The sequence below is a fragment of the Leptospiraceae bacterium genome (genome assembly GCA_016708435.1).
Lineage (GTDB): Bacteria > Spirochaetota > Leptospiria > Leptospirales > Leptospiraceae > UBA2033.
In genome coordinates, this window is sequence record JADJFV010000018.1 from 1 (window position 1) to 25,164 (window position 25,164).

28 protein-coding genes are annotated in these 25,164 nt (G+C 34.7%); 13 read left to right on the forward strand and 15 right to left on the reverse strand.

The window, feature by feature from the left end:
• On the reverse strand, positions 1-1,114 hold a 1,114-nt coding region (locus tag IPH52_17575), incomplete at its 3' end, for a short-chain fatty acid transporter (GenBank protein ID MBK7056819.1).
• A gap of 25 nt (positions 1,115-1,139) precedes the next feature.
• On the reverse strand, positions 1,140-2,048 hold the full coding sequence (locus tag IPH52_17580) for a DMT family transporter (protein ID MBK7056820.1): 909 nt from the start codon (positions 2,046-2,048) through the stop codon (positions 1,140-1,142).
• A gap of 108 nt (positions 2,049-2,156) precedes the next feature.
• Here IPH52_17580 and IPH52_17585 point away from each other — a divergent pair, with 108 nt between their 5' ends.
• The 7 genes from IPH52_17585 (at position 2,157) to IPH52_17615 (ending at position 7,935) form a co-directional block, all read left to right on the forward strand.
• Positions 2,157-3,026: a flagellar hook-basal body protein gene (locus IPH52_17585; protein ID MBK7056821.1), complete on the forward strand. Its 870-nt coding sequence runs from the start codon at positions 2,157-2,159 to the stop codon at positions 3,024-3,026.
• A gap of 207 nt (positions 3,027-3,233) precedes the next feature.
• Complete coding sequence (locus IPH52_17590) at positions 3,234-3,491, forward strand: hypothetical protein (protein MBK7056822.1); 258 nt, start codon at positions 3,234-3,236, stop codon at positions 3,489-3,491.
• A gap of 338 nt (positions 3,492-3,829) precedes the next feature.
• Positions 3,830-4,405: a rhodanese-like domain-containing protein gene (locus IPH52_17595; protein MBK7056823.1), complete on the forward strand. Its 576-nt coding sequence runs from the start codon at positions 3,830-3,832 to the stop codon at positions 4,403-4,405.
• Positions 4,406-4,491: 86 nt separating this feature from the next.
• Positions 4,492-4,710: a hypothetical protein gene (locus tag IPH52_17600; protein ID MBK7056824.1), complete on the forward strand. Its 219-nt coding sequence runs from the start codon at positions 4,492-4,494 to the stop codon at positions 4,708-4,710.
• Positions 4,711-4,785: 75 nt separating this feature from the next.
• Positions 4,786-5,112 carry a transporter substrate-binding domain-containing protein gene (locus IPH52_17605; protein MBK7056825.1) on the forward strand — a complete coding sequence of 109 codons (327 nt, stop codon included), beginning with the start codon at positions 4,786-4,788 and terminating at the stop codon, positions 5,110-5,112.
• Positions 5,069-5,836: a transporter substrate-binding domain-containing protein gene (locus tag IPH52_17610; GenBank protein ID MBK7056826.1), complete on the forward strand. Its 768-nt coding sequence runs from the start codon at positions 5,069-5,071 to the stop codon at positions 5,834-5,836. Before IPH52_17605 ends, IPH52_17610 begins: the two co-directional genes overlap by 44 nt.
• A gap of 83 nt (positions 5,837-5,919) precedes the next feature.
• Positions 5,920-7,935, forward strand: coding sequence for a SpoIIE family protein phosphatase (locus tag IPH52_17615; GenBank protein MBK7056827.1), 2,016 nt, complete (start codon positions 5,920-5,922; stop codon positions 7,933-7,935).
• Between the two features lies 1 nt (position 7,936).
• On the opposite strand, the gene IPH52_17620 is transcribed toward IPH52_17615, so the two are convergent.
• Positions 7,937-8,290 carry a DUF3592 domain-containing protein gene (locus IPH52_17620; protein MBK7056828.1) on the reverse strand — a complete coding sequence of 118 codons (354 nt, stop codon included), beginning with the start codon at positions 8,288-8,290 and terminating at the stop codon, positions 7,937-7,939.
• 152 nt (positions 8,291-8,442) lie between these two features.
• Between IPH52_17620 and IPH52_17625 the strand changes: the two genes are divergently transcribed.
• The 4 genes from IPH52_17625 to IPH52_17640 are packed head-to-tail and all read left to right on the forward strand — an operon-like array spanning position 8,443 to position 12,140.
• Positions 8,443-10,020: a hypothetical protein gene (locus IPH52_17625; GenBank protein MBK7056829.1), complete on the forward strand. Its 1,578-nt coding sequence runs from the start codon at positions 8,443-8,445 to the stop codon at positions 10,018-10,020.
• Positions 10,013-10,594 (forward strand): hypothetical protein, encoded by a 582-nt coding sequence (locus IPH52_17630; GenBank protein ID MBK7056830.1) that lies wholly within the window; start codon positions 10,013-10,015, stop codon positions 10,592-10,594. Before IPH52_17625 ends, IPH52_17630 begins: the two co-directional genes overlap by 8 nt.
• A gap of 44 nt (positions 10,595-10,638) precedes the next feature.
• On the forward strand, positions 10,639-10,848 hold the full coding sequence (locus IPH52_17635; protein ID MBK7056831.1) for a hypothetical protein: 210 nt from the start codon (positions 10,639-10,641) through the stop codon (positions 10,846-10,848).
• Between the two features lie 2 nt (positions 10,849-10,850).
• On the forward strand, positions 10,851-12,140 hold the full coding sequence (locus tag IPH52_17640; protein MBK7056832.1) for a ThiF family adenylyltransferase: 1,290 nt from the start codon (positions 10,851-10,853) through the stop codon (positions 12,138-12,140).
• A gap of 6 nt (positions 12,141-12,146) precedes the next feature.
• On the opposite strand, the gene IPH52_17645 is transcribed toward IPH52_17640, so the two are convergent.
• The gene (locus tag IPH52_17645; GenBank protein ID MBK7056833.1) at positions 12,147-13,001 is read right to left on the reverse strand and encodes a TIGR02452 family protein; all 855 of its coding nucleotides are present in this window, start codon (positions 12,999-13,001) and stop codon (positions 12,147-12,149) included.
• Between the two features lie 90 nt (positions 13,002-13,091).
• Here IPH52_17645 and IPH52_17650 point away from each other — a divergent pair, with 90 nt between their 5' ends.
• On the forward strand, positions 13,092-14,174 hold the full coding sequence (locus IPH52_17650) for an acyl-CoA dehydrogenase family protein (protein ID MBK7056834.1): 1,083 nt from the start codon (positions 13,092-13,094) through the stop codon (positions 14,172-14,174).
• Here the strand turns inward: IPH52_17650 and IPH52_17655 are convergent.
• The 10 genes from IPH52_17655 to ptsP all read right to left on the reverse strand — a co-directional run bounded on the left by IPH52_17655 (position 14,155) and on the right by ptsP (position 23,700).
• The gene (locus IPH52_17655; protein ID MBK7056835.1) at positions 14,155-15,045 is read right to left on the reverse strand and encodes a mechanosensitive ion channel; all 891 of its coding nucleotides are present in this window, start codon (positions 15,043-15,045) and stop codon (positions 14,155-14,157) included. The genes IPH52_17650 and IPH52_17655 overlap by 20 nt on opposite strands.
• A 38-nt stretch (positions 15,046-15,083) precedes the next feature.
• Positions 15,084-16,175 (reverse strand): 3-dehydroquinate synthase, encoded by a 1,092-nt coding sequence (gene aroB, locus IPH52_17660; GenBank protein ID MBK7056836.1) that lies wholly within the window; start codon positions 16,173-16,175, stop codon positions 15,084-15,086.
• Complete coding sequence (locus IPH52_17665) at positions 16,175-16,636, reverse strand: NUDIX hydrolase (GenBank protein ID MBK7056837.1); 462 nt, start codon at positions 16,634-16,636, stop codon at positions 16,175-16,177. The genes aroB and IPH52_17665 overlap by 1 nt, the downstream gene beginning before the upstream one ends.
• 13 nt (positions 16,637-16,649) lie before the next feature.
• The gene (rnc, locus tag IPH52_17670; GenBank protein MBK7056838.1) at positions 16,650-17,402 is read right to left on the reverse strand and encodes a ribonuclease III; all 753 of its coding nucleotides are present in this window, start codon (positions 17,400-17,402) and stop codon (positions 16,650-16,652) included.
• A gap of 70 nt (positions 17,403-17,472) precedes the next feature.
• Positions 17,473-17,706, reverse strand: a complete 234-nt coding sequence (gene acpP / locus IPH52_17675) for an acyl carrier protein (GenBank protein ID MBK7056839.1) — start codon at positions 17,704-17,706, stop codon at positions 17,473-17,475.
• A 189-nt stretch (positions 17,707-17,895) separates the two neighbouring features.
• Positions 17,896-19,044 carry a DUF445 family protein gene (locus tag IPH52_17680; GenBank protein ID MBK7056840.1) on the reverse strand — a complete coding sequence of 383 codons (1,149 nt, stop codon included), beginning with the start codon at positions 19,042-19,044 and terminating at the stop codon, positions 17,896-17,898.
• A gap of 75 nt (positions 19,045-19,119) precedes the next feature.
• On the reverse strand, positions 19,120-19,602 hold the full coding sequence (locus IPH52_17685) for a glutathione peroxidase (GenBank protein ID MBK7056841.1): 483 nt from the start codon (positions 19,600-19,602) through the stop codon (positions 19,120-19,122).
• A 58-nt stretch (positions 19,603-19,660) separates the two neighbouring features.
• Positions 19,661-21,361 (reverse strand): EAL domain-containing protein, encoded by a 1,701-nt coding sequence (locus IPH52_17690; protein ID MBK7056842.1) that lies wholly within the window; start codon positions 21,359-21,361, stop codon positions 19,661-19,663.
• A gap of 9 nt (positions 21,362-21,370) precedes the next feature.
• Positions 21,371-21,970 carry a Holliday junction branch migration protein RuvA gene (locus IPH52_17695; GenBank protein ID MBK7056843.1) on the reverse strand — a complete coding sequence of 200 codons (600 nt, stop codon included), beginning with the start codon at positions 21,968-21,970 and terminating at the stop codon, positions 21,371-21,373.
• 11 nt (positions 21,971-21,981) lie between these two features.
• The gene (gene ptsP / locus IPH52_17700; GenBank protein MBK7056844.1) at positions 21,982-23,700 is read right to left on the reverse strand and encodes a phosphoenolpyruvate--protein phosphotransferase; all 1,719 of its coding nucleotides are present in this window, start codon (positions 23,698-23,700) and stop codon (positions 21,982-21,984) included.
• A gap of 69 nt (positions 23,701-23,769) precedes the next feature.
• Here ptsP and IPH52_17705 point away from each other — a divergent pair, with 69 nt between their 5' ends.
• Complete coding sequence (locus IPH52_17705) at positions 23,770-24,024, forward strand: hypothetical protein (protein ID MBK7056845.1); 255 nt, start codon at positions 23,770-23,772, stop codon at positions 24,022-24,024.
• 59 nt (positions 24,025-24,083) lie between these two features.
• Here the strand turns inward: IPH52_17705 and IPH52_17710 are convergent, their stop codons facing one another.
• Positions 24,084-25,004: a UDP-3-O-acyl-N-acetylglucosamine deacetylase gene (locus IPH52_17710; GenBank protein ID MBK7056846.1), complete on the reverse strand. Its 921-nt coding sequence runs from the start codon at positions 25,002-25,004 to the stop codon at positions 24,084-24,086.
• Between the last annotated feature and the right edge of the window lie 160 nt (positions 25,005-25,164).

The following is a 25,164-nucleotide window of genomic DNA, read 5'->3' on the forward strand; positions in this document are numbered from 1 at the left end:
CACGAGAAGCAGCCAATACAATAGGACCTTGCACAGCCCATTGTCCTCCACCGGAAGGAATGAATAGATTTAAAATCCCCGCACTCCAAAAGGTAAAAAGAGGAAATGTTGTAGGATTAGAAATTTCTACGAATAGATTCGAAATATTTTTAGCAAGACCTGAATCTACCATCATACCCATGATCCCGGCGTAAAAAGGAAATTGGAGGATAATACCGGATGTCCCCTTAACTGCAAGCTTTGCTGCTTCCAAAAAGCGAATAGGTGTTAGATGTAAAAGAATTCCTAGAAATAACAAAGAGAAATTCACAATGTCTAAATTGAGTTTAAATTCACTCGATAAGAAATAGATTGTAATGTAAAAAAATCCAACTAGAGAAACAGAAATAGAAATCCATTTTGAATGCTCTAATTTCTCAGCAAATGTATTAGGATTTTTTTCTTCTTGCAGCAATTCCTCTTCCTCGCTTTTAAATAGGACTCTATCTTCTAGCTTTGGATGCATAAAGAGGTTAATAAAGGGTAGCCCGAGAATGAGAGTAGCAAGGATAAATAAATTCAAAGGTGAAAATAAAGTTTCCCTAATTGGAACTACTCCCATCCACTGCATAGCAAAATGCTTATCGGTAGCGATTGTTAATGGAATAGATCCCGATAGACCTCCATGCCAAACGACAAATCCCGAGTAGGCGCTCGCAATCAGTAAACGATAGTCAACCTCTCTCACTTTCTTAGCTACTTCTTTTGCAAGCACGGCTCCTGCGATTAAACCAAATCCCCAATTGATCCAGGATATAAAAATGGATACCAGTGCTGTAACAAGAATAGCAGCCGTTGGAGTTTCAATTCTTTGAATAATATAACTTATCCCCTTGTGAGAAGCCTTTGTATTGGCAAGAATATGTCCAGTCACTAGAACTAAAAGCATTTGCATGGTAAAAGAATTTAAACTAAAAAACCCTTTTCCAAAGAAATATGCCATCTCCATGGGCGAATTCCCATTAAACGCTCCCGCTATTAAAACTAAAAAGCTAATCAGTATCGCAAGAATAAACGGATCAGGTAAATACTCACCTATGATTCTAGTGAATAGATTAGAAATTTTACGTAACATAAATTATCCTCATATATAATTTGATTCATTGAGAAAGCCCGTTCCCTAAAGGCAATCTCTTGTGCCCTCGTGGAAAACCCTGTGTTAATAGTATCCCGACTAACACAAATATTGCACCAATCCACATGAATAGGGTAAATACTTCTCCCAAAATTAAATAAGAAAACATACAGGCAAATACTGCTTCTGTAGAAAGAATGACTCCCACATGGGGAGCGGGAGAATACTTCTGCGCCCACATTTGAATGATATACGCCATAAGGCTTCCCAAAAGAGCGAGAAAGAATATTCCATAGATAGCAAATGGACTTATCACCGTAGGAATTTTTCCAGAGCTAGTAGACAAGGTAATACCGAATATCCCCACAATGAATAATTGAATCATTGCAAGTAGCATTGGTTTGACGTCTTCAACAGCAAGGCAAGTCTGCTCAACAACCACAACATGAAACGCATAGGCGATAGAGCCTGCGAGTAAAAATAAATCTCCGCGGTTAATCTCTGTAAAACTCTCTACTCCATCGAGTGAAATAAAACAAAGCCCAATAAACGTAAAAAGAGTTCCCAGAAGAACGGTCTTTGTAAGGGAAAGTCTCGTCCAGATAAAATAAATGATAGGAACAAAGACAACAAGGGAACCCGTAATCACTCCCGCCTTTCCGGGATTTGTCGTGACCATGCCTGCCGTCTGCAAACTAAATCCCAGTCCGAGTGCAAGTCCGCAGGCGCTATAATAAAGCATTTCTTTTCTAGTAATTTTTCTCAGAGCCGGAATTTGAAAGGGCAATAGACAAATCGCCGCCACCAGGAAGCGAGATGCCAGCAGAAAGTAAGGAGGGATTTCGACTAGTAACTGCTTGATTAAAACAAAACAATAGCCCCAGAGCACGTTCAAGGCTAAAAGGACAATATCGGCAAGTAGAACTCTATTCATCTTGGGATAGTTTCTAAGCTTTCGTTTCCTAAGAAAGAAATTTTTATGTCACGTAAAATTTTACTCATTTTTTTCTCTACTTGTTCGATAACTGCTATAGAGGTAATTATGCTCAGAGGAATATATACAGGCGCAAGTGGAATGACCATTCAACAGACTAGAATGGATGTAATCGCGAACAACCTAGCAAACGTAGACAAGACTGCATTTAAACGAGATACAACTCTTTTTAAAGCCTTCCCTGAGATGTTAATACACCGTTATGACGAAGATGGAGTTGGAAAAATTCCAATGGGCTCTTTTGACACAGCTCCCGTCGTAGGCAAATTAGGATTAGGCGGTGAAGTCAATGAAGTATACACTCGCTTCGAACAAGGAGCAGTCAAGAAGTCTGAAAATCCATTTGATATTATGATAAACGATAAACCGGGTGCAGAGCGTCCTGCTTTCTTTTCTGTGATGACAAATCGTGGTGAGAGACTTACTCGCAGTGGTGCTTTTGTATTAGACAATAACGGCTACCTCGTTACTCCGCAAGGCTTTCCCCTACTCGGAGAAAACGGTCCTATTAAAGTTTCCCGAGCTAATTTTCTCATCAAAGAAAACGGAGATGTTTTCATGAATGCGGATATTGGCAATGATCCACGCGAAGGTCTTACCAGTGCAGAGCACAACCGCTACAAAAATCCAGTCCTCTTAGACAAATTAAAAATACGCACCGTTGAAAACCCGCGCCACCTAGACAAAGAAGGAGATTCTTTTTATGTAGACACTCCTGAGTCCGGTGAGCCTAGACCCTTTCGCGATGAACTAGAAGGTCCTGAAGTTCTACAGGGCTACTTAGAAGCGTCTAACGTTCAAGTAGTAACTGAAATGGTAGAAATGATCGAAGTAAACCGCGCCTACGAAGCAAACTCTAAAGCAATGCAGACACACGATAGTTTACTAGGTCGATTGATCAATGAGGTAAGTAGGTAGATATTTAATACGTCGTATCCCAACAACCCCCTTCTCCCTTTTTTCCATCTTCCCATCTAATCCGTCGGCTACTGCGTATATACCAGAGCCGATTTCTATTTTTTTCTCTAATTCTTAGTTCCAATTTGTCCTTATCGCTGTGTATAATTCTAAAAACAGTTTTTATTTTCACGCTCATATACTGGTGGATGTGATAAGGAGATTTTCATGAAGAAAGAACAGATTGCAGAATTATTTGAAAAATTCGAACAAGCCTGTTATATTTTTAAAGATGTAGAATGTTGGAGTGCGAGAGAATTACAAGAAATTCTAGGTTATAGCAAATGGGACAACTTTTTAAATGTTATTGATAAATCAAAACACTCCTGTAAGAATGCCGGTTTGGATATTGCTGACCATTTTGCCGATATCAGGAAAATGGTCGAGCTAGGTAAAGGATTTTGCTACCGAACTCACAAGCCATAATGTTACAGAAAAAGAATTAAAAGGTTCTGATAGAATTTCAAAAGAACATGTTGATAATAACAAAGCAGTCCGAAAAATCTTACTCGAAAGAGGAGTTAAACCAGAAAGCCTCCCACCTTCAGATGGAATTAGAAATAGGTTTATGAGTTTAGATACTGTATTGAAGATAGGGAAACGATATGCGATTGTATTTTAAATTAACACCAAATAATGAATCAGTGCCACATGAAATAGATGGAGATGACAACGATAGATGAGTTTCCTCAGTGTATCCGTGGAATCAGCATCAAGTGCTCCATTTTTATTACTTTACTAAATAGCAATAATTTATTCAATTAATGAAAGGAGTAAAATCTATGAAATATCTATTAATAGCAATTAGCCTAAATCTTCTTTCCATTTATGCAGAAAACAAAACCATCACACCTGCTAAGGTAGATTACGATGCTTTTGAAAAGCTCGTGGCAGAAGTCAAAACACATCGAAAGGAGAGATTGGTAAATCTTGATGCTTTCTTATCAATGACGAAAGAGGATAATATCATTATACTCGATACACGTTCCAATGCAATGTATAAAAGCAAACATATTAAGGGAGCGATAAATCTAAATTTCTCCGACTTTACCCAGAGAAATCTTGCGAGAGTTATTCCAACTTTTGATACTAAGATACTGATTTATTGCAATAATAATTTTGACGATGACCAAGTAAACTTTGCAAGTAAAATATCAGCTCCTGTAAAAACCAATGACGGCAAACAGCTAACGCTTGCCTTAAATATCCCTACTTATATTAATCTTTATGGCTATGGATATAAGAATGTGTATGAACTTTCAGAACTTGTCTCCGTGAATGATGAACGATTAGAATTTGAAGGTAGTTCCTTAAACAGAGTGCAAAAACAGAAAAAGTAAAACCTATCAATTAAATATTTACATTCCATAAATATTTTAAATTATTGAATGTAGTAAATTCCTCATTATTGCTTTGGAGAGATAGTATGAAGGGTAAAACTAAAAAATATTCACTCACAGATCGCTTCTGCGAAAATAGATACAATGATACCAAAGTCTCGCAACGAGAGGAAGTAAAAAGAACATTGTATGAAGAAATGAATGTTGATAAAGGTAAATTCAGTAACCCTTCTCTCTTTGATGATTCTATTTTGTTTGAAAATGATTTTGTGATTAAGGAAAATACAAAAGTTTTTTCCATTTAAATAGCATAGCTAGATTTCGATTCGAGTCTTTGTAAATAAGTTGACAAACATTTTTTAGAGTTTCGAAATAAGCAAATGACTCTATCTAAAACCAAAAGCTTATTTATCTTTCTTCTATTTCTATCTTTCAACCTTATTGGCGACTCACTGCGTGTAGGTATTAGTGGATCAAGTCCATTTAGGATTTCTGACGAAAAAGTTTCTGGAATTAGCTTGGATATTTGGCAGGAAATTTCTGATAGAGAAAAATTTAAATTTTCGTTAAAAGAATACGATACAATTGCAAACTTAATAGATGCAGTAAATAAGGGAGAAGTTGATGTTGGAATTGGACCGATTAGCATAACTTCTGCTAGAATTGAAAAAGTTTCTTTTATGCAACCCTTATTATTCAAGCCATAAAGCGTTACTCGCAAGGTCTGATACTATTTCAATATTTGATATAGTTGCCCCCTTTCTACATAAAGCTTTTTTCTATGGAATTGGTTTTCTAGTGTTTCTATTATTTATAGTAGGTAATTTAGTTCGTTTAGCAGAAAAACAAAATAATCCACCATATCAATTGCCTTACTTACAGAGTGTAGGAAACGGGATGTGGTTAGCCATTGTTACCTTCACGACTGTTGGCTATGGTGATCTGACTGTTCGATCACGCACAGGCAGATTTATCATTGCTTCATGGATGATAGTAAGTATGATTACTGCTTCGTCGTTAACGGCAGGAATTGCCGCTTCTTTTACACTTGCGAGATTGAAGCATTCTTCCATCGACTCACTATTAGCAATGAAAGGTCACCCGGTAGCTGCGATTATTGGCAGCAATAGCGAAGACCTTGTTAAAGAATATAAGGGAAATCTAATAAAAGTAAAAAGTATTGCCGATGGTTTTGAGAAAATTAAAGAGAATAAAGCCGATGCGTTTATTTCCGATTATCCAATATTGAAATACAATTTTAGTCAAAGCCCGATTGATGATGTAACCATTGTTGAAATTTATGAAGAGAAAGACAATTATGGATTTTGTCTATCTCATAAAAATCCTCTTTTACACCGATTGAACAAAACACTCTTAATTCTCGAAGAAGAAGGAAGATTATATCCAATTTTTGCTAAATGGGGTTTGTAAGTTTATTTTGGAAGCAAAAACAATCCCAACAAAGACACCTATTACGACTTGCAGAAATAAGAAGCATTCCTGAGATTGGTAGAATGAAATTTCTTCTATGGACGTTACTATTATGCTTTTCAGTATACTCAGAAAGTCAAAGCATACAACTTTTGGAAGATTCCGATCAATATAACCTTGGAAAAAAAGTAGAATATCTCATCGACATAGAAGGTCGTATTACAATCGACAATATCTTAGAACCCGAAAATCAAAAATTATTTATAAAAAACAATTCAAATATTCCTGAGTTTGGTTATATGGAAAATCCAATTTGGTTAAAATTTACCATTCAGGATAACAATACTTTGCCCGAGAATTGGTTTTTGGAGATTGGATATCCGCTCCTTGACAATATTGAACTCTATACCAAAGAAGCTGATACATGGAAAATGAAAAAGGTAGGAGATGTTTTACCTTTTCTATCGCGTGAAATCTATTACCGTCATTTTATTTTTGTTTTATCTTTTCCGAAATCTCAACAGAAGACTTATTATATGAAAATCACATCCACAAGTGCATTCATTATTCCCATTCGACTTTATAAAGAAAAAATATTTTCAAAGAACATAGCCTATACTGAAGCCTGGCATTTTATTTACTATGGAGTCTTGCTTGTAATGATTTTCTACAATGGCTTCATTTCTATTTCCCTCAGAAGCCTTAGTTATTTACTCTACTCTCTTAGCACATTATCTATGTTAGCCTACCAGGTCATGTTTAATGGACATGGATTTCAATATCTATGGCAAGAAAATATTTGGTTACAAAAGTATAGTGGGCTAATTTCCATTATGCTCTTTGCTATATTTACAATTGAATTCATGAATCGATTTCTTGATTTAAAAAATACAATACGATATAGTATCCGAATATTTCTAGGGATTCAAAATTTAATGATTTTTACTGCCCTCTTCTACTCCCTATCCCTTGCCTTTAAGATCGTTGGAATGGTAGGCATTATAAACATAATATTCGTAATTTCGACAGGCATAATCTCATGGATAAAGGGGTATAGACCTGCTCGATTTTTTGTAATTGCCTGGGGCGGATATTGTCTTGGAGCGATTTTGGTTTCCCTTAGAATCTTAGGTCTAATAGGAACAAATTTTATAACTACTTACGCCCTCCAGATCGGCTCAATGGTTGAATTAGTATTCTTATCGATTGCACTTGCTGATCGTTATAATTTAATTATGGACGAAAATATAAAAGTCCAAAAAGAACTTTTAGAAACGCAAATTGTTCACACAAACACTTTAGAAGAAAAGGTGAAGGAAAGAACGGCTACGCTTGATAATACGCTCAGCCAATTAAACCAATCTCTAAAATTAATACATGAAGATTTGACTCTCGCAAAAAAAATTCAAAAAAATACTCTTTTAATAAAGCCATCGTTACTCAATGAACTAAGAATTGTGCAAACGTATTTACCCATGACCGAAGTAGGCGGGGATTTTTATGATATCACAAAAATAAGTGAATCAACCTACCGAATATTTCAGGCTGATGCAACAGGTCACGGAGTGCAAGCAGCCATGATAACTATGGCAATTAAAGGAATTTATGATAACGTAAAGAACTATGACCTCGAAACTTCCCAAATCATGGAAATTTTTAATAATGATTATATGAATAAATACCAATCTTTAAATAGTTTTATGACAGCCATCATAGTAGACATTGACGTTAGTCGCCATAGTCTCAAATATACTTCTGCCGGTCATCCCGCTGCTCTATTGATCCAAAAATCAAAAATGCAACTTCTTAAGAATACGGGAAAAATGATTGGTATAGTAAAGAATATAAAATACAATTCCATCGAATATGAATTCTCTCCGGGTGATCGCTTGTATGTTTTTACGGATGGAATCTTTGAAGAATTCAATTCTACCGAAGAAGAATTTGGGGAAGATAGACTTTATTCCATTCTACAGGGTAATAACCATTTACTGGCAGAATCAACAATCGAGCTTGCCTTAAAAGAATTGGATATTTTTCTAGATGGAACTCCAAAGCAAGATGATATCACTATACTGGCAATTGAACATAAAACGTAAATCAATCATCAACTTCTAGGTAAGATTCCTCCGGATCTTTTGGGGCATAATAGACAGTAACCGGTTTTTCTAATTGGTATAGCTCTATTGATTTTTCAGCAGATTCCCTTGTGCTATAAAAAAATCTCATATATCCGATTCGACTGGATTCAAACTTATTTCCGTTTACTTCATAAATATATTTTAGAAGCACATGATAGCGAGTGCTATTACTAAATCCACTTGTATAGATTTCTCTGTGAATTATTTTTCCGGTAGTCGTATTCAATTCGGATTTCACTGGAAATGAGCAATTGAGAGAAACAATTAGAATTGTCATGAGTAACCGCATTCTTCTAAATTGAAATGATTTCATTTTTTCTTTTCCTTACTATACCAGAACTCTATCCATCTTCTTTTCAGAAAGTCTAATTGTCGATTCCAATATGATACTAGGGTATCGCAAATAGAAATTAAAAAAAGCTTGCTAAATCCAATTATTAAAATCAGTATTAAACTAAATTAACGATGCACGGAATCCTTGAATCATTTCTAACTTTTTTCTTTCCGTTTACAGCGGGCGGTAGTCTTGAACTTGCTGTCAGTTCTACTGATTTTTCTTTTTCTGAATTCACTTCTGTAGACATACACGCCTTTCGCCTAACGGGAAAATCTATCAATCAGTTTTTAATGGTATTTATTCCTGCTGGCAAAACTCCAAAAGGGTTTACAAATACTGATCTTTCTTCTCCTAACACTTGTCGGCAAATCTTTCTTAGCCTACACAATCTTGGCTATGAAATAGACAAAGTGGAATATGTAAATGGAGGAAATAAAAATCTATCTACACCTCCTGATTTATACAAACAAGAAAAAGCAATTTTCCGATTTCAATTTCATTCGCAAAATGTTTATCTAATGCTTCCCTATTCTTTCCTAAGAGACTTATCAATATTAGCCGGTCATGGCTGGATGAAAGAAACTTCTATCGAAAGTCTTCTTCAAGACTTTACAGCTTCCATAGAATCCTTCGAAAGATCTATTCTCTATGGCAAATCTCATCTATTTCAAAACCTAAACAAATTACTATTAGCCACAGAGCCAAAATTTATACCGGCAATTCTATCTGACTTACAAAGTAAAAATCTTCTTTCTTACAATCATCTTGCCTCCTTTCATGTATTTTATCAGGAAGAAATTAATCTTGTAAATTTCCTCCCAGCAGAAGTTAAAAAGACTGTATTAAGACTTGCTTCTTCTATCATGCCGCTTCTTGCTTCACCTAAGATTAGAGCACGCTGGCAAAGACAAATAGACTACTATTTTCAAAATGTATTTTCCATTTTACTCTTCGCAAGTCCTGTTGCCAAAAAATACACAGTAGATACTTCCAAATCCGAAGAGCTTTCTAGACTTATAAATCAAAAAAGATTAATAATGCTTAGCAGTCTTTCTTCTCCCGAAAAAATGATTACCGAGATTATTAAAGAAGGAAGAGTCAATGATTTAATAGGCGGAGAAGGCAAGGATTTACTAATTGATTCAGTCGCGCATAAGGAAAATTTGCCTCTAGAAGAACTCTTTAAATTATTTAGAGAATCTTTTAGAGAAGATTTAAAATTCAAAATACATGAAAAAGAAAAAAAGTTAAAGGATTTAAGCGAAGCCAAAAGAAGCAGGGATTATATGATTGTAAAGCTTCGTTTCTTTCGTTTCATGGAAGACAACATTATTAAAAAATTCCAGTTAAAAGGAAAAACGCATATTACCCTTTTGTATTTACATACTTTATTGAAAACGCTGAGTGCAGATAAGATGTGTTTGCTTTATAATACTCTAGGCTTTGAACTATTAGCTTCCCTTTTTGATTCATTAAGGTATCTTCCAAATTCTCCCCTTTCTCCAAAAGAAGTAGATTCCTTTTTATTAGAAAGAATCTCTCATCTTCCAAATGTGGAAAGAGAAATTGTAGAAGATATATACTTCGAAAGAATCAATCAAGATAGACTCATGGGAATGGAAGTTATCGAAAACCGGTTTACAGAGATTACCCGAAGAATTGCGGCGATGGAGCAAATCGGTTACTTGGAGGCTATTCATGATTAAACAGTCCTATCTCCAATCTGAACTTTCTCTACTCAGAAAAAAGTATAAGAAAGAAAATATCATTCACCACCGAAAAGGAATTATCATAAAAAATATGCCAATACCGAAAGGATTCGGAAGTGAAACCGGCGCTTTGTTTTTAGAAATTCCAGATGGTTATGGCTTCGGAATTAATATCATGAACTGCTATATCATGCTCGACAAGAAAAAAGAAAAATTTCATCTCTTTGATATGGGATGGGAGAATATGCCTTCTGATCTTGCTGAACATTTTAGTTTTGATAAGAAGCTTACTAAATCCTGGTATTGGATTTGCTTTCATCTCAGCACCGAGACAAGAGGAGTCTACTCAAGCAACAAGGATCGAACAAAGGAATCAGACATGGTTTCTGCAACCGAGTTTCCGCATCTCATTTACATTGTTCTTCGGGCAATCCGAGACGGTGACCCGAATATGCTTGCTAGGATCGGAGAAATGAATGAGAGACGAAAAGAATTGCAGGACGAATACAGAGCCATGATGGCACGGCTAACGCTCGAATTAAATTGGAAAAAACTATCGTGGATGTATTGACATTTTAGTTTTTGTCTGAGAGGATTTGAGAAGAGGAGACGCATATGAAACTAACCTACCAAGACAAAGTAATTGACTTTCCAGTAATCGAAAGCATTGAACAAATCAAGAAAGAGTTTGAGATAAGTGATACAAAAAACCTATTCAAGATTAACCAATCGGGTGAACTTGTTAGCATTGAATCAGATACTTTCAAAGCGATGATCCGAGACAAGGATACGATTGAAGCTATATCCGATTTCAATTTAGGATAATAATGATTAGACTCACACTGACTTTAAATAAAGAAATCTTAGAATCTTTAAGTCGTTCTATTTTTGATTCAGAGCGGCTTGATCTTTCGCTTGTTTATTTCAGAGTTGCTGATTTTTTTTATGTTTTTCCTTTTAACTCCCATTCTCTTTCCCTCACGGAAGAGAATGGCTTTCTAAATAAAGTCCTTTGTAAAATACAACTAGTAAAAGATGAGCTAGAAGAGCTTTTAAATCCTATTTCGGATAATAATAATTTACCCCTAACCTGGGAAATAAAAGCAACTCCCCTTCTCAAATACAAAGACAAATTTACAACCCAAAACGATTTTACGAACATGGGAGATTTTTTAGAAACTCTTCATTCTTCCTCTCAATTCATTATCAATACAGACAGTGGCTTAAATCTTCCTAAAAAGGAATTTAGAATAAAACCTGAATTTCTCTATTCCGATGAAACTCATTTTTATAAAACCAATTACAAAGATTTAATCAAGAAAACGGATAATGCGCAAGCTAGAACTCTACTCTGGTTAGGATCGAATAACTCTGCGAAGATTCATTCTACTCGAATTGGTTGCGTTGGTGCAGGCGGTCTAATGAATCCTTTTGTCATCGAAGCAATGCATCATGGATTTAAAGATTTTATTCTAATCGATCCGGATAAACTTGAAGAGCATAATCTAAATAGATTCTATGGTGGCAATCGAGAGGATAAGGGCAAATTTAAAACTGAAATATTAAAGAGAATTCTAACAGAGTTTAATCCCTCCATTGCAGTCGAAACCTCCAATTCTTTTTTTCCAGAAGAGAATACAGAGAAACTTCTTTCTACCTGTGATATCATAGTCTCTGGGGTTGATAATGATTATACGCGAGTAAACGTTCAGCTTCTAGCGACTACTCTAAATAAGCCCCTTTTAGATATGGGAAGTGCGATATTTTTAAAAAACAATACTTCTCTGTGTCCCGAAGTCGATGAGAGAGGCGGACAAATTCGTCTTTCGATTCCTGAGAAAGGCTGTCTTGCCTGTATGGGGTTACAGTTAAATGCTGTTCGAGATTTTAAACGGGAAGAAATGGATAGAATTCGGGGTTACATTGTAGGAACTGATTTAACTCCACCTAGTATCATTACTCTAAATAGCACCATTGCCAGCATTGCTTTGAAACTACTTGTAGATTATATAGCGGATACCGGTATTTCAACAAGGCATATAAAATACAACGAAAAGGATTTTAAACTATTTAAAGTTTTAACCAATCGTAAGAACGACTGCCCTCTTTGCGGATAACGAGAATTAGCCATTTCCAAATTGATCAGAGAAAATCTTTTTGTTCTCAGTTGTCTTATTGTCTCGTATTGCAAAAATAACTCTTTCGAATTTGTTTTCAAATCTACCGCCATTGGTTAAATGCTTTTTAAAGAGTTTTGAAACGACTTTGGGATCATTCAAGAAAGCACCACAACCCCAGGCTCCGAGGATAATGTTTGTATACTTCTTTGAGAGCATAAGAGAGAGTAGTTTCTCAATTCTTAAATCCAATGCTCTCCCTCCCTTAATAAAAGACTCAGTATCTCCTACCGCTACATCAATCATAGCAGGTGCAGCCGAGGTGATCACTGAAATCTTATAAATTTTCTTTTGCAGAGTCATTGATTCATCTCGAAACACAGGGACATCCGGCGAATATATCATTCGATCTGAATACAAAAAGGATTTCTGATCGCGGTGAAATTGATAGAATTCTAAGAATTGACTTAAGCAGGGATAAAGACCACTTGTCCGACAAAGATCTTCTTCTTGTGCCCTCGCTCCGTTTAGATACCCCCCGCCCGGATTTGTAGCAGATGCAAAATTTAAAACTACAACTCTTTGTCCTGTCTCCTCTAAAATTCTCTTAGCTCCTTGAAAGGTTGACTCTCCTGTGATATCTATCTTTGTATTTCTATTCTTTGCGGTTTCTACTCTTACCCGCTTGTCTATCTCAGTAAAATCAGGATCTTTTAGATAAATGGAATTCTTTACCGCATACTCTAAATTATCCTTAACCGAAACTTTACTTCCATCAGAGGTAGTAAAATATCCTTTCGAAAATATTTCTGAATTTTCCTTTGTGATAGATTTATTATTCTCTTTTTCTAATTGGCTCATAGTCTATTCTTTTTCATTCAGTACAATAAAGTCAAACGATTTAGACAAAATCCAACCTAAATAAAAAAGAATCGACTCTCAAAAAATGAAATGAATGATGATTATAAAAAGGCAAATTCTAAAACCATGCAAAGACTCAGCGAATACTTACACTCCCTTCCAGAAGATTATAACAAAGAAGAAATCTACCCAAATGCACTTCCATTTTTAGTAGAAGAAAAATTTTTAGATGTTCTTACGGGAAAGATTTCCTACAAAGAATTTCACTCAAAACTAATTGAACTAGCCAAATTACCACATGGAATTGGACTAGGAGTATCTCTCATGGCACAGGTTAATATCGCAGGCAGAGTATTAGAATTATCCGCTGAGAAAGAAAATTCACCTTCCCTACCAATTCTTAAAGATCTAGTCAAAGGCAAACAGATAGTATCGCTTGGAGTATCTGAGCCAGAATGGAAAGGAAGACTTTCTAATTTAAAATCAACTCTGATTCTACAATCTAACGGAAAATACCTATTAAACGGAGAAAAATCTTTTTTTACCAACGGTTATCACTCTAGTCAATACATGGTTGTTGTAAAACTAAATCAAGCTTATAAAGTTTTAATCTTAGACAAAGCAAAGCCCGGTCTTCTAATTACAAAATTTTCTCTTCCATTCGCAGTTGAGGCTACTCACTGTAAGATTCAATTTAAAGATGTAGAAATTGATTCTTCCGAAATACTCGATTTCGATTATTCTGAGTATGCAGAAAATTTACGTCTTTCTGAAATGCTTTCTTTATCTGCGGTTTTTGTTGGTAATGCGCTAGAAATTTTAGATAGGATTAAGACAAACGAGGTATTCGTAACTATTTTAAAAGAAGACGAAGCAAAACAGAGAAAACTTCTACGCTGCAAAATTCTATTAGATTTACTAAAAGCAAGAATTCTAGAAGTGTCTGATTACAAAGATAGAAATTCACATTTAGAATTAAAAGATTTCTTTCCTTATGGAACGGAGCTTGTTTCAGAAGAATTTTATTCTATACTCTCAGATACTTTCCCTAAAGAACAAATTGAACCCTACTTTAGAGACAAACAACTTTTTCAATACCGAGATATGTTAAACGAATCTTATATTCGTCGTGCCGCCAAAGCAAGTTCAGGAATTACGAAAATCCGTGACTGAATATTTGAATCGTTTTTTCTTTTTTAAATCTACTTAAAACATTTTCACAAATAAAAGCACGGTTTTGTCTTTTATGATGAACATGAGTTAAATATCTCATGGCTAACATTATTTTGCCGTCTTCAATTGTAACATAAACTATCGGAGTCATCTTACCCAATCTTACTAAATAATTCTTAGACAGCCTTCGAATCTTATCCTCAAACGTTTTAGAATATTGCTCGTGTGAAATTATTTCAGATAAAATTTGTTCACAAATCCCTTTGGCTTTTTCCCAATTGGATTTAATTGTTAGAAATATGTATACTTCATCCCAAATAAAATCCATCTCCTGGGAAACAACAAATACTTTATGAGTGATTGCCTTGTGATTTGGAATATGAACAAGTCGATTTGACGACTGATCGGAATTATGCTCAGTTCTTACTTCTAAGAGGGTAAAGCGCATTAGCCCAATGTTAATGACTTCTCCTTTTACATCATTAATCTCAATTCTATCTCCAATGGTAAATCCACTATTGCCATGAATTAAAAACCATCCTGCGATATTAAGAGTTAAATCTTTGATTGAAATAATAAACCCAGCACCGGTAAATGCTAGAATCGTTGGCAGATAGGAAATCTTAGAATAGAAAATAGGAATAAAGCAAAACAATCCAAAGAATACAAATGTGTATCGAGTAATTCTTCTTCTCGTAAAAATAGTTTGTATATCAGAATCGTGACTGAATCTATCAATAAAAAACACTGTCGCGTTATAAAGTAAAATTAGAAAAAAAACAATATAGAAATACAGAATAAAATCTTCTGAAATTTTTCGTTCTGAAAGGGAAAGAATCTTGAATAAGCTAAATGGTTCTAAAAAATCCATACAATCAACTACCTGCTACTGAGTCATCACGGATAACACTAATTTAAAGCTTGCTGCGCTTTGATTGCGGATACTATATCTTCTTCACTAAGAACATTTCCCCAACTCGCTTCCCCGATATGACTAATTAGAATGTATTTTATCTGACTATTGCTAGTTTTTTTATCGTGCATCATATGCTCTACTAATTTCTTAGCAGACAAAGATTCATCTTTTAAGGGTAACTTTAAATTTTGCATTATCTTTACTATTTCTAAGAATGTTTCTTCTTTAAAACCCATCTTTTGTTTCGAAAGAATAAGAGCAAGCACGAGTCCTATGGATACTGCTTCTCCATGCGAATACTTCTTGTAATTCGTTAGCGATTCAATTGCATGTCCGAGAGTGTGCCCTAAATTTAAGATAGCCCGCTTACCTGTTTCTCTTTCGTCTTCTGCTACAATGCTAGTTTTAAATTTTACTGATTCCGAGATAAAGATGCGCAAAGAATTCTTATTGAACACATCCTCAAAAGTTGCTGTTTTCATTGTTTCAAACAATGCTCCACCGGTAAGGAGAGAATGCTTCAATACTTCGGCGAGTCCGCACTTCCATTCTTTTTCTTCTAGAGTTTCTAAACTATTGAGGGAAGCGAAAACCAATTCGGGTTGATGAAAAGCACCAATCATATTCTTACCTTTGTCAGCGTTTACTGCTACTTTGCCGCCAACAGAAGAATCGACGCAGGCAAGTAAGGTTGTAGGAATTTGAACAAAACGAATTCCACGTAAAAAAGTAGCAGCGACAAATCCCGCGAAATCTCCAATCACTCCACCGCCGAGTGCTAAGATCACTGACTTTCGATCTGCTCCTAATTCAATTAGATGATTGTATACATTTTTCAGTCTGTCTATATGTTTATTTTTTTCTTTGCCTTTTGTGAATATTACACTCACAGACTGATTTAATTTTTCTAGTTCCAAAAGAACTGAATCGAGATAAAGCTTTGCAACTTTTTTTTCTGTGATAATAATGAACTTAGATACGTTTTGAATTTTTGCTAATTCTGCTGCGAGACCATCAAAGTCATCGTATAATACTACGTTGTATTTTGTTTGTCCAAACTCTACTGTCTCTGCGGATATTTGCATTAGCCCACCACCCAATCGCTTTTGATAAATCTAGTTTTTTCTCTTCCTGATTCTTTGAAATAACTTTTTATATCCGGTCGTAGTTCTAATTCTAATACAGATTCTACAGAATGAAATGCAAATTCCACAATCGCTTTCTCTGATTTTGGAATCGAAGGATTAAAATATTTTACTTCCACTTCAAAAACCAATTGAAGCAAATGTCTATCTCCCTTTGGATCAATGCTTTCATTTAGTAACAGAAATTTGGAAGTCTTGGTGTCTAAATTTAATTCTTCTTTGAGTTCTCTCTCTAAGGCAATCGTAGCACTTTCTCCAAATTCAATTCCACCACCGGGTAATAGCCAGTAGTCTTTGTTTTTTTTTCTTTGCTTAATAAGAAATATTTCACCCTTATTATTTCGAATCAAAGCAGCGACTCGAATTCTTGGCTTTTTAGATTTTAGAAAGAAGTCTAACATTGGGTTTCCTTTTCTAATCTGTCTTCAGACGAATTTTCATTGACTTCAGCATCTTACTTGCTGCATCTTGCCGTGCTTTTTGCTTACTGTTTCCCGACCCTATTTTTTCACCAACATTTTTTACCTTAACCTTTACACGAAATATTTTATTATGATCAGGTCCTTCTTCTGAAAGAATCTCATAGGTCGGAAGCATTTTAAATTTCTTCTGACAAAATTCTTGCAGTGCTGTTTGATAATCTTTATAGGAATGGAGTTCGTTCTCTACAATATCTTCTACATGCGGCAAAATAAAATCAGCCACAGCAGTAATTCCCGATTCCAAAAAAATGGCACCAATTAATGCTTCTAAAACATTTTCGAGGTTACTGCGATTTGTCGCTCCCCCACTTGTTCTCTCACCTTTTCCAAGAAGCAAATAATGGCTTAGTTCAAGGGAAGTCGAAATATTGGCTAATACTGCTCCTGATACAATTCTAGACTTTATTTTTGAAAGCTTGCCTTCCGAGTGAGTTGGAAATTTTTGGAAAAGATAATTACTTACAACTAGACCGAGAACGGAGTCACCGAGAAACTCAAGGCGCTCATTATCCTCATAAGGAATTGTCGTTTCATTTAAAAAAGATTTATGGGTAAATGCTGAATTTAATAAAACTAGATTGTGAAATGGAACCTTGATTTTTTTAATCAAGTCTCTTAGGTCTTTGACTCTTTCTTGAGGTAGATGTTTTAAAGAAGATGTGCTTTGTGAATTTTCTTTTGTCAAAAGGGAAAATAAAATTAATACGAAATTAGCAATCGCTTGCTAACTTCGTATTAAAAAAGTTAGAAAACGATCAGGATTTTGCTTTGTCGATGTATTTAGCAACATCGCCAACTGTCTGAATCTTTTCAGCATCTTCATCAGAGATTTCGATTCCGAATTCTTCTTCTAATGCCATAACGAGTTCCACTGTATCGAGTGAATCTGCACCGAGATCATCAATAAAGTGTGCTTCTGGTGTTACTTCAGTCTCGTCTACTCCGAGTTGCTCAACGATGATCGCTTTAATTTTTTCTAAATCTGCCATTTTTTACCTCCGGCTAATACCCTTTAATAAATTTTAATATTTTTAAAATATGCCAATGATGCAGCAAAAAAATATATAAGATTAAAGGCTAAACGATACTTATTTAGTATCTTAAAATTGACGCTCTATAATTTAAAAAAATTTGGCAAGTCTTAATCATAATTTTTTGATACTTATTTAAAAAATAATTTAAATTGTTATTTTTATTGATCCAATAAGGAGTCCAAGAACAAAACCAAGCAAAGTTCCATTAATTCGTATATTTTCCAATATATTGCGAGTCTTCCATTCAATGTTTACCCTGAAATCTTTTGGGTCTTGACTCTTTAGTCGCTCAGAGATTTTCTCACCGATGAACTTTGACACTTGATCATCGATTTTATCTTCTATAAACTCAAAGAATTCTCTCACAGGCATATAATTTCGGAGAGTCTTCGATGCTTTGATATGATTTTTATGTAATAGAATGTATTTTGAAGCAATTTCTAGCGATGTCTCGCGCAATTGCGTTATTAGAGCCTGAACCGCCGTTGTTTTCTGTTCCACACTGAGTGATTGCCACGATAAAATGTATTTATCCGCACTCATAGAGATGATAGTTACCATTTCGTCTAGAAATTGTTCATTCTCTGAAAAACTCTCTTCCCCTGATTTTAGTTTTTCTCCATACTGTTTAATTATATTGGGTATATTAATAAACATAGTTACGAATTTAGTCATCGCATTCTGTTGACTTACAATCTTTCCCACGAAATCTTTGAATTCCTGCTCTTCTGAAATTTTTGAAAGCGTATCACCGACACAAATCTTAATTGTATGAATGATAATTTGATCCGAGGAAGCATTTGTAATTAAAGACATTTCACTCAGAGTAAAATTATACTGAACAATGTATTCAACTACTGAGCTTTCAATTTTTGCCCAGAAATTTTCTAAAATCTTTTTCGTATTTTCTTTTGTATCAAAATAGGAATCGAGTAATTTATAAATTTGCTCATTTGTCTCAGGACTATCTAATACATCATTGATCTGGTTCTTTAACGTATTTTTATCAAGCAAATCAGAGGCGACCCACTGACCAATTTCTTCAGCTACGATGAGGCTATCATTTTCAATTGCATTATAAGTTTTCCAAACAGCAAACCAATCACAGAGTCCGCCAACAAATCCTCCTTCAAATGCATTTACCAAAATCTTTCGAATCGATTCATGAGTTGTCAAAACAGTCCCTGATTCTAAAAAAATCAGGGAAATTCCAGAAATAAAAAGAAGGCTAATGGCAATAATCTGCTTTTTCCGATAAGGAGTTTTTTTTAAAATAAATTCTTCTTTAAACATTCTACATCCAGTATTTAATTTTTGCTTAGCGGCTAATGCTTCTTTTTCACGATTTTAAGAAATGAGTATTATATTTCACAAATATTTTTCTAATTCCTTTGCAATTTCTTCCGGAGTAGTTTTGGGAGAATATCTTTTTATCGTCTTACCGGTCTTATCCACTAGAAATTTCTGGAAATTCCATTCAATTTCTCCTTCAAAGCCAGGACTAGTTTCCTTAGATGTCAGGTATTTATACAAATCAGATTGACCTTCTCCTTTTTTGACTTTCATTTTCGCAAACATTGGAAATGATACTTTGTAATTTAATTCACAAAACTGTTTGATATCCGCTTCTGTTCCAGGCTCTTGACCCATAAAATCATTTGCTGGAAATCCTAAAATGATAAAACCTCTGTCCTTATATTTATCATATAGTTCTTGGAGTCCCTTGTATTGCGGAGTAAGTCCGCACTTGGAAGCAACATTGACAATGAGTATTGTCTTTCCCTTGTATTGATTCAAATCTACAACACTGCCGTTAATGTCTTTTACTGTATGGTTTAATGGTTCATTCATATTGATTATCCTTTCTTGCATTAGATAATTTATATCTATCCATGGCAAATAAAATTATCTATAGAGAATAAGATAACTGTTTCACATTACTCAAAATATATTTTTCCATTTCCTGTTTAGATACTGGCTTAGAAAAAAAATATCCTTGAAAATATTCACATCGCAAATAGCGCATAAACTCGAGTTGCTCTAAAGTTTCAACTCCTTCCGCATTCACTCGAATGTTTAGTTTGTGTGCCATAGAAACAATTGCGGAAGCAACCGCTGCATCTTGATAGTTTTCTGTAACTCCACGTACTAAAGTTTTGCTAACATTAATTGTATCAATCGGATAATCTTTCAGCTTGCCTAACGACGAATAGCCAGAACCAAAATCATCGAGTGTTATTTTGATTCCAAGCATATGAATATTATTTAAAATTTCTTCACTGGTCTCCGGATTTTTCATAATTGAATTTTCATTTATTTCCAATTCCAAAAGATTTGCCTGAAACCCTGTCTCTAGAAGAATATCTTTTATCAGAACAAGTAAATTATCATCATAAAATTGTCTTTCGGATAGATTAATGGAAATCGGAATTTTTCCTAGTCCCATTTTTTGCCATTCTAAGTTATCAAGAATAGCCTCTTTAAAAATCCATTTACTCAGTATTAGCAGTACTCCCGATTCTTCTATTGCTTCAAAAAATTTTATTGTCTCTAAAATTTCCGAATTCAAATTCCAACGCAATAAAACTTCGATAGAATGCACTGTCCTAGTAAGAATATTCATCCTTGGTTGATAATGCAAAAAAAATTCATTATTTCGCATTGCCTGGTTCAATTTCGTTTCAATTGTAAATTTACTCGTGACCTTCGTATCCATTCCTGATGAATAAATTCTAAATTTATTTCGACCAGACTCTTTTGCTTTATACATTGCAATGTCTGCATGTTTCAAAATTAGGTCAATATCAGCCACGGTGTCTTTCGACAAATGAGCATAAACCCCAATACTTGTCGTAATAAATAGTTCATGTTCGCCTAAAAGAAACGGCTCAGCAAAGCATTCTAATATTTTCTTTGCGTAAACATTCTGAATGATATTCGCGTCTGTATGAAAACAAGCAATCACGAATTCATCACCACCTAACCGACTGACAAGAACATCGAGCGTTACCGGAAATAAATTTAAGATTCGACTTGCAACGGACTTAATTAAAACGTCACCAATCAAATGTCCCAATGTATCGTTGATTGTTTTGAATCTGTCTAGATCCAATAAAAATAAGAGTATATCTTTCCGATTCGATTTGCTAAGTTCTTCAGACAATCGAGAATAAAGAAATCTTCGATTAGGTAAATCTGTCAGCAAGTCATGGTTAGCCGAATGCTCCAATTTCAAGATCGCCACTTTCGTTTCCGTAATATCACGACCCTGACGGATAATGTTGATTAGGTTTCCTTCTTGATCAAAGCTTGGCGAAATAATTCTTAGTATGTATTTTTTATCACCATTGTATTCAAATTCTTCTTCATATTCTAGAGAATGTCTTAATTCAATTGATTTTTCAATTTGTATCATTCGAATCGTTGCAATGTCTTCGCTCAACGATTTTATTTTACACCATTCAATATCCGACTTGCCAATCAAGGCATTTCGAATTAAAGCATCGGGCTCTTCTTCTTTGTTTATATATGTAAATTTTAAATTAGAGTCATAAATTACAACACCTAAGGATACCTGGTTTAATGCATTTTCAAATGTTAACTCGTTCAAACGTTGCCCCTAATTTATTTTTAGAACTTGGCGAATTATTTCAGCAGTATCATCTATATTCATATCGCTTATTACCTTTGAGACTTCTTTTACCGCTGTCTTTTCATCAAATCCAAGTTGAACTAGAGCAAGGACAGATAAATCCTTCTTATCCTCTTTCGTTGGGGAATAATTCACGTCAGCCACATTTAGAAAGGCTTCGAATTTTTTTAGATTCTGTTTTACTTCGAAAATTATTTTTTCAGATGTTTTACCTTTTACTTTAGGAATTTTCTCTAACTTTGAATTATCTCCATTAACCACTGCCTTATACAAATCATCGGCACTCATAAATGAAAGAATTTTCAAAGCGGTCATTTCGCCAATTCCATGTAAGCCGCGAATTAATTTAAATAGTTCCCTGTCTCTAATATTTAAGAATCCAAATAGTCTTTGCATTCTTTCATTGATTAAATGATAAATACAAAGTGTTACCTGACTATCTTTGATTAACCTTAATTCCTCATATGTTTTAAAGGAAATAAATATCTCATAGATGACCCCATTCACATCCAATTCAACAAAACTTACATCTAACCGTTCAATCCTACCCTTTAATCCTGCTATCAAAATTTATTCCTTTAATTAATATGTTTATTGAAGAGAAATGAATCAATCTCAGTGTATTTTTCTTCTTCTGATAATTTTAAAACTTTCTCTGCTAATAGTTGAGCCTGTTGTATATCCATCGATGCGACTATCTTTTTAATTTTTCTTACTAGTGGCAACGAAACGGATAATTCTCGTAAGCCAAAGCCTATCAGTAAAATTGTAAAATTAGTATCCGAAGCTAATTCACCACAAATGCTTAAGGGAATATTAAATGTATTCGAAGCTCCTATTATCATATGGAGTGTTCTGAGAAAAGAAAGATTATACGGATTATAAAGATCTGAAATATAATGATTATTTCTATCTACTGCCATTGTGTATTGTAACAAATCATTCGTGCCGATGGAAAAAAAATCACACTCACGAGCAAATTGATCAAGAGCCAACGCACAAGCAGGAGTTTCCACCATGATGCCAATCTTGATATCTTTGTATTCAAGATTTTTTTTCTTTAAGTCAGCTTTACAGTCTTCAATTATTTTTTTTGTTCTGATGACTTCCGATATTGTGCTGACCATAGGAATCATAATCGATAGATTTCCGTATACCGAGGCACGCAAAATAGCTCTTAGCTGCTTCTTAAACCAAGAAGGATTTTTAAGAGAATATCTTACTCCTCTATTTCCAAGAAATGGGTTATCCTCTTTGTATTTATTATCGAATTTATCTCCCCCCAAATCGAAGGTTCGAATTGTCACGGGTAAATTCTGCATATCCGCAGCAATCTTTTTATAAATTCTAAATTGTTCTTCCTCATCATGAATCTTGTCAGCATCTTCAATTAGAATTGTCTCACTTCGATAAAGTCCTACTCCATCAGCATTGGATTTTATAATTGATTCACAATCATTTTCAGAATCTAAGTTTACTTTAATTGAAATACGCTGTCCATCTCTAGTAAAAGAATTTATCGCTTCTTCCTTCTTTTCTTCTAAAGGAGAACTTGACCCATAATATTTAATTTGGTTAAAGGATGGATTGCGGATAACGACTCCATCGTCAGCATCAAGCAATATACATTCATCATCTTCAATCAAAGAAGTAATCTTATTTAGACCAACTACAGTTGGGATAGAATAATTCTTTGCAAGTATTGCCATATGACCGGTTTTGCCACCCATCTCGGTGGCAATTCCTTTCACCATCTTCTTATCAATGTGAATCATTTGAGAAGGAGTAAGCTCATGAGCAACGATAATGACTTCTTCTTTTAATTCCGATAAAATATGATGATCACTCTTTCGACCCAAGAGGTTATCTTCAATTCGCCGCCCGATGTCTCTAATGTCAACAGATCTCTCGCTGAAATAATCATCATTTAACCCGGCAAATTTATTTGAAATTTCATCAATTGAGTTAAATAGAGCGAATGCGCTATTCTCATGATTATTTTGAATTCGGTTAATTACCCCATCTAGTAGCAGTGGATCATCAAGCATGCAAATTTGCGAAACCAAAATATCTTTTATATCCTGATTCATAGACTTTTTATCTATGATCGCTTCAAGTTCTTTCTTAGTTTTACGAAGTGCTTTTAAAAACCTTGCGACTTCTAGTTTTACTTTTCTTTCTTCAATATGGGTTTGAAGTATGATGTGGTTACTTGAAATAATCTTGAGTGCTTTGCCATAGAACTTACCGTACGAAGCAGGAATTCCTCTGTAAACTGTTGTTTTATTCGTTGGCATAATACGTTTGGTAAACCATACTAATAACCAAAAATATTTCCATTCTTATTTGCAGTTTTTAATTTTAAAATGGAACTTCTTGCAAAGACTAGTGTTTTTGAACAAACTCTGAAATTTCTAGTTCGAAAGGACTTTGCGATCCTTACTTATATAGCATTTCTTCACGGTATCACTCCTGAGGTTCACGCCCATCACTCCCGTTCCCCAACCAATCGAACTACATTAAGAACTGCTACTGACCGAGATATCCCCTGTTGCCAAGTTAAGATCGCAATTCCACAGGATGTGATTTTTCATAGCTTGGCTTACGGTGAACAAAATTAAAAGGTAAACTTTACTTTTATTCAGATATTTATGAATAAAAGTAAATTTAGATTACTTGCTTACGCTTCTTGGGCGAAGGCAGATACTTTATTATTTCGAAAATCGTGTATACGCTTACTTTTGAATTTTGAAACTTCATCACCGGTAATTCTACTCATGATTAGTTTTCCCATTGATACATCGAGCGCATGTCCTGCTTTTGAAGCTAGAATATGTCCAATAATAGGTCGGCCAACGATTGATAAGTCTCCAATTAAGTCGAGAACTTTGTGGCGAATGCATTCATTCTCAAAACGAAGGCTTTCATTTAAGTATCCATCTTCGGATAAAACGATAGCGTTGTCGAGAGAGCCACCTAAAGCCAATCCTCGCGCCTGCAAAGCTTCTACATCACGTAAGAATCCAAATGTTCTTGCAGGGAGAATTTCGCTCGAAAGGATTTTCTCATCTAAGTCCATAGTAATACTTTGCCCTCTTAAAAGAGGATGATTAAAATGAATATTATAGGTTACTTTTAGAGTTTCAGAAGGGAGGATTACAATGTATTTATCACCGTCGACTACCCATACAGGAGTTGTGATACGAATTGGATCAACTACATCGGTGAATTCAGTGACACCGATAGAATCAATTGCTTCTAAGAAAGGTCTAGAAGATCCATCCATAATTGGAATTTCGCTAGAGTCAATTTCCATAATTAAATCTGTGATTCCGCGAGTGAATAAAGCTGCCATTAGATGTTCCACAGTTTGCACAATACGAAATCCATCGCCCAAAGTGACTGCATTGCTTGTATCAACAACATAATTCAAACTGACTGGTATAATTGATTTTTTATTCCTGACATTACAAATGAAAATAAGTCCTGTGTGAGCCTCTGCTGGAATCAATTTCAGGCTAACTTTCTTTCCAGAATGTAACCCTATTCCACTGATTGTAATTTGACTCTTTAATGTTTTTCTAAAAATTTTGCTGTCCATCTCTCTTGTTCCTTACTAAACATAGTATGCAATCCCTGTGCCAAGAAATCTGACATTAAAGTAGTGAATTTATTGAGTTCTGAGCGCTTTTGAAGGCATAATTTTGCTATTCAAGGTTTGAAACTGTATCAAATTAGCAACACTGTATCATCTAAACAAC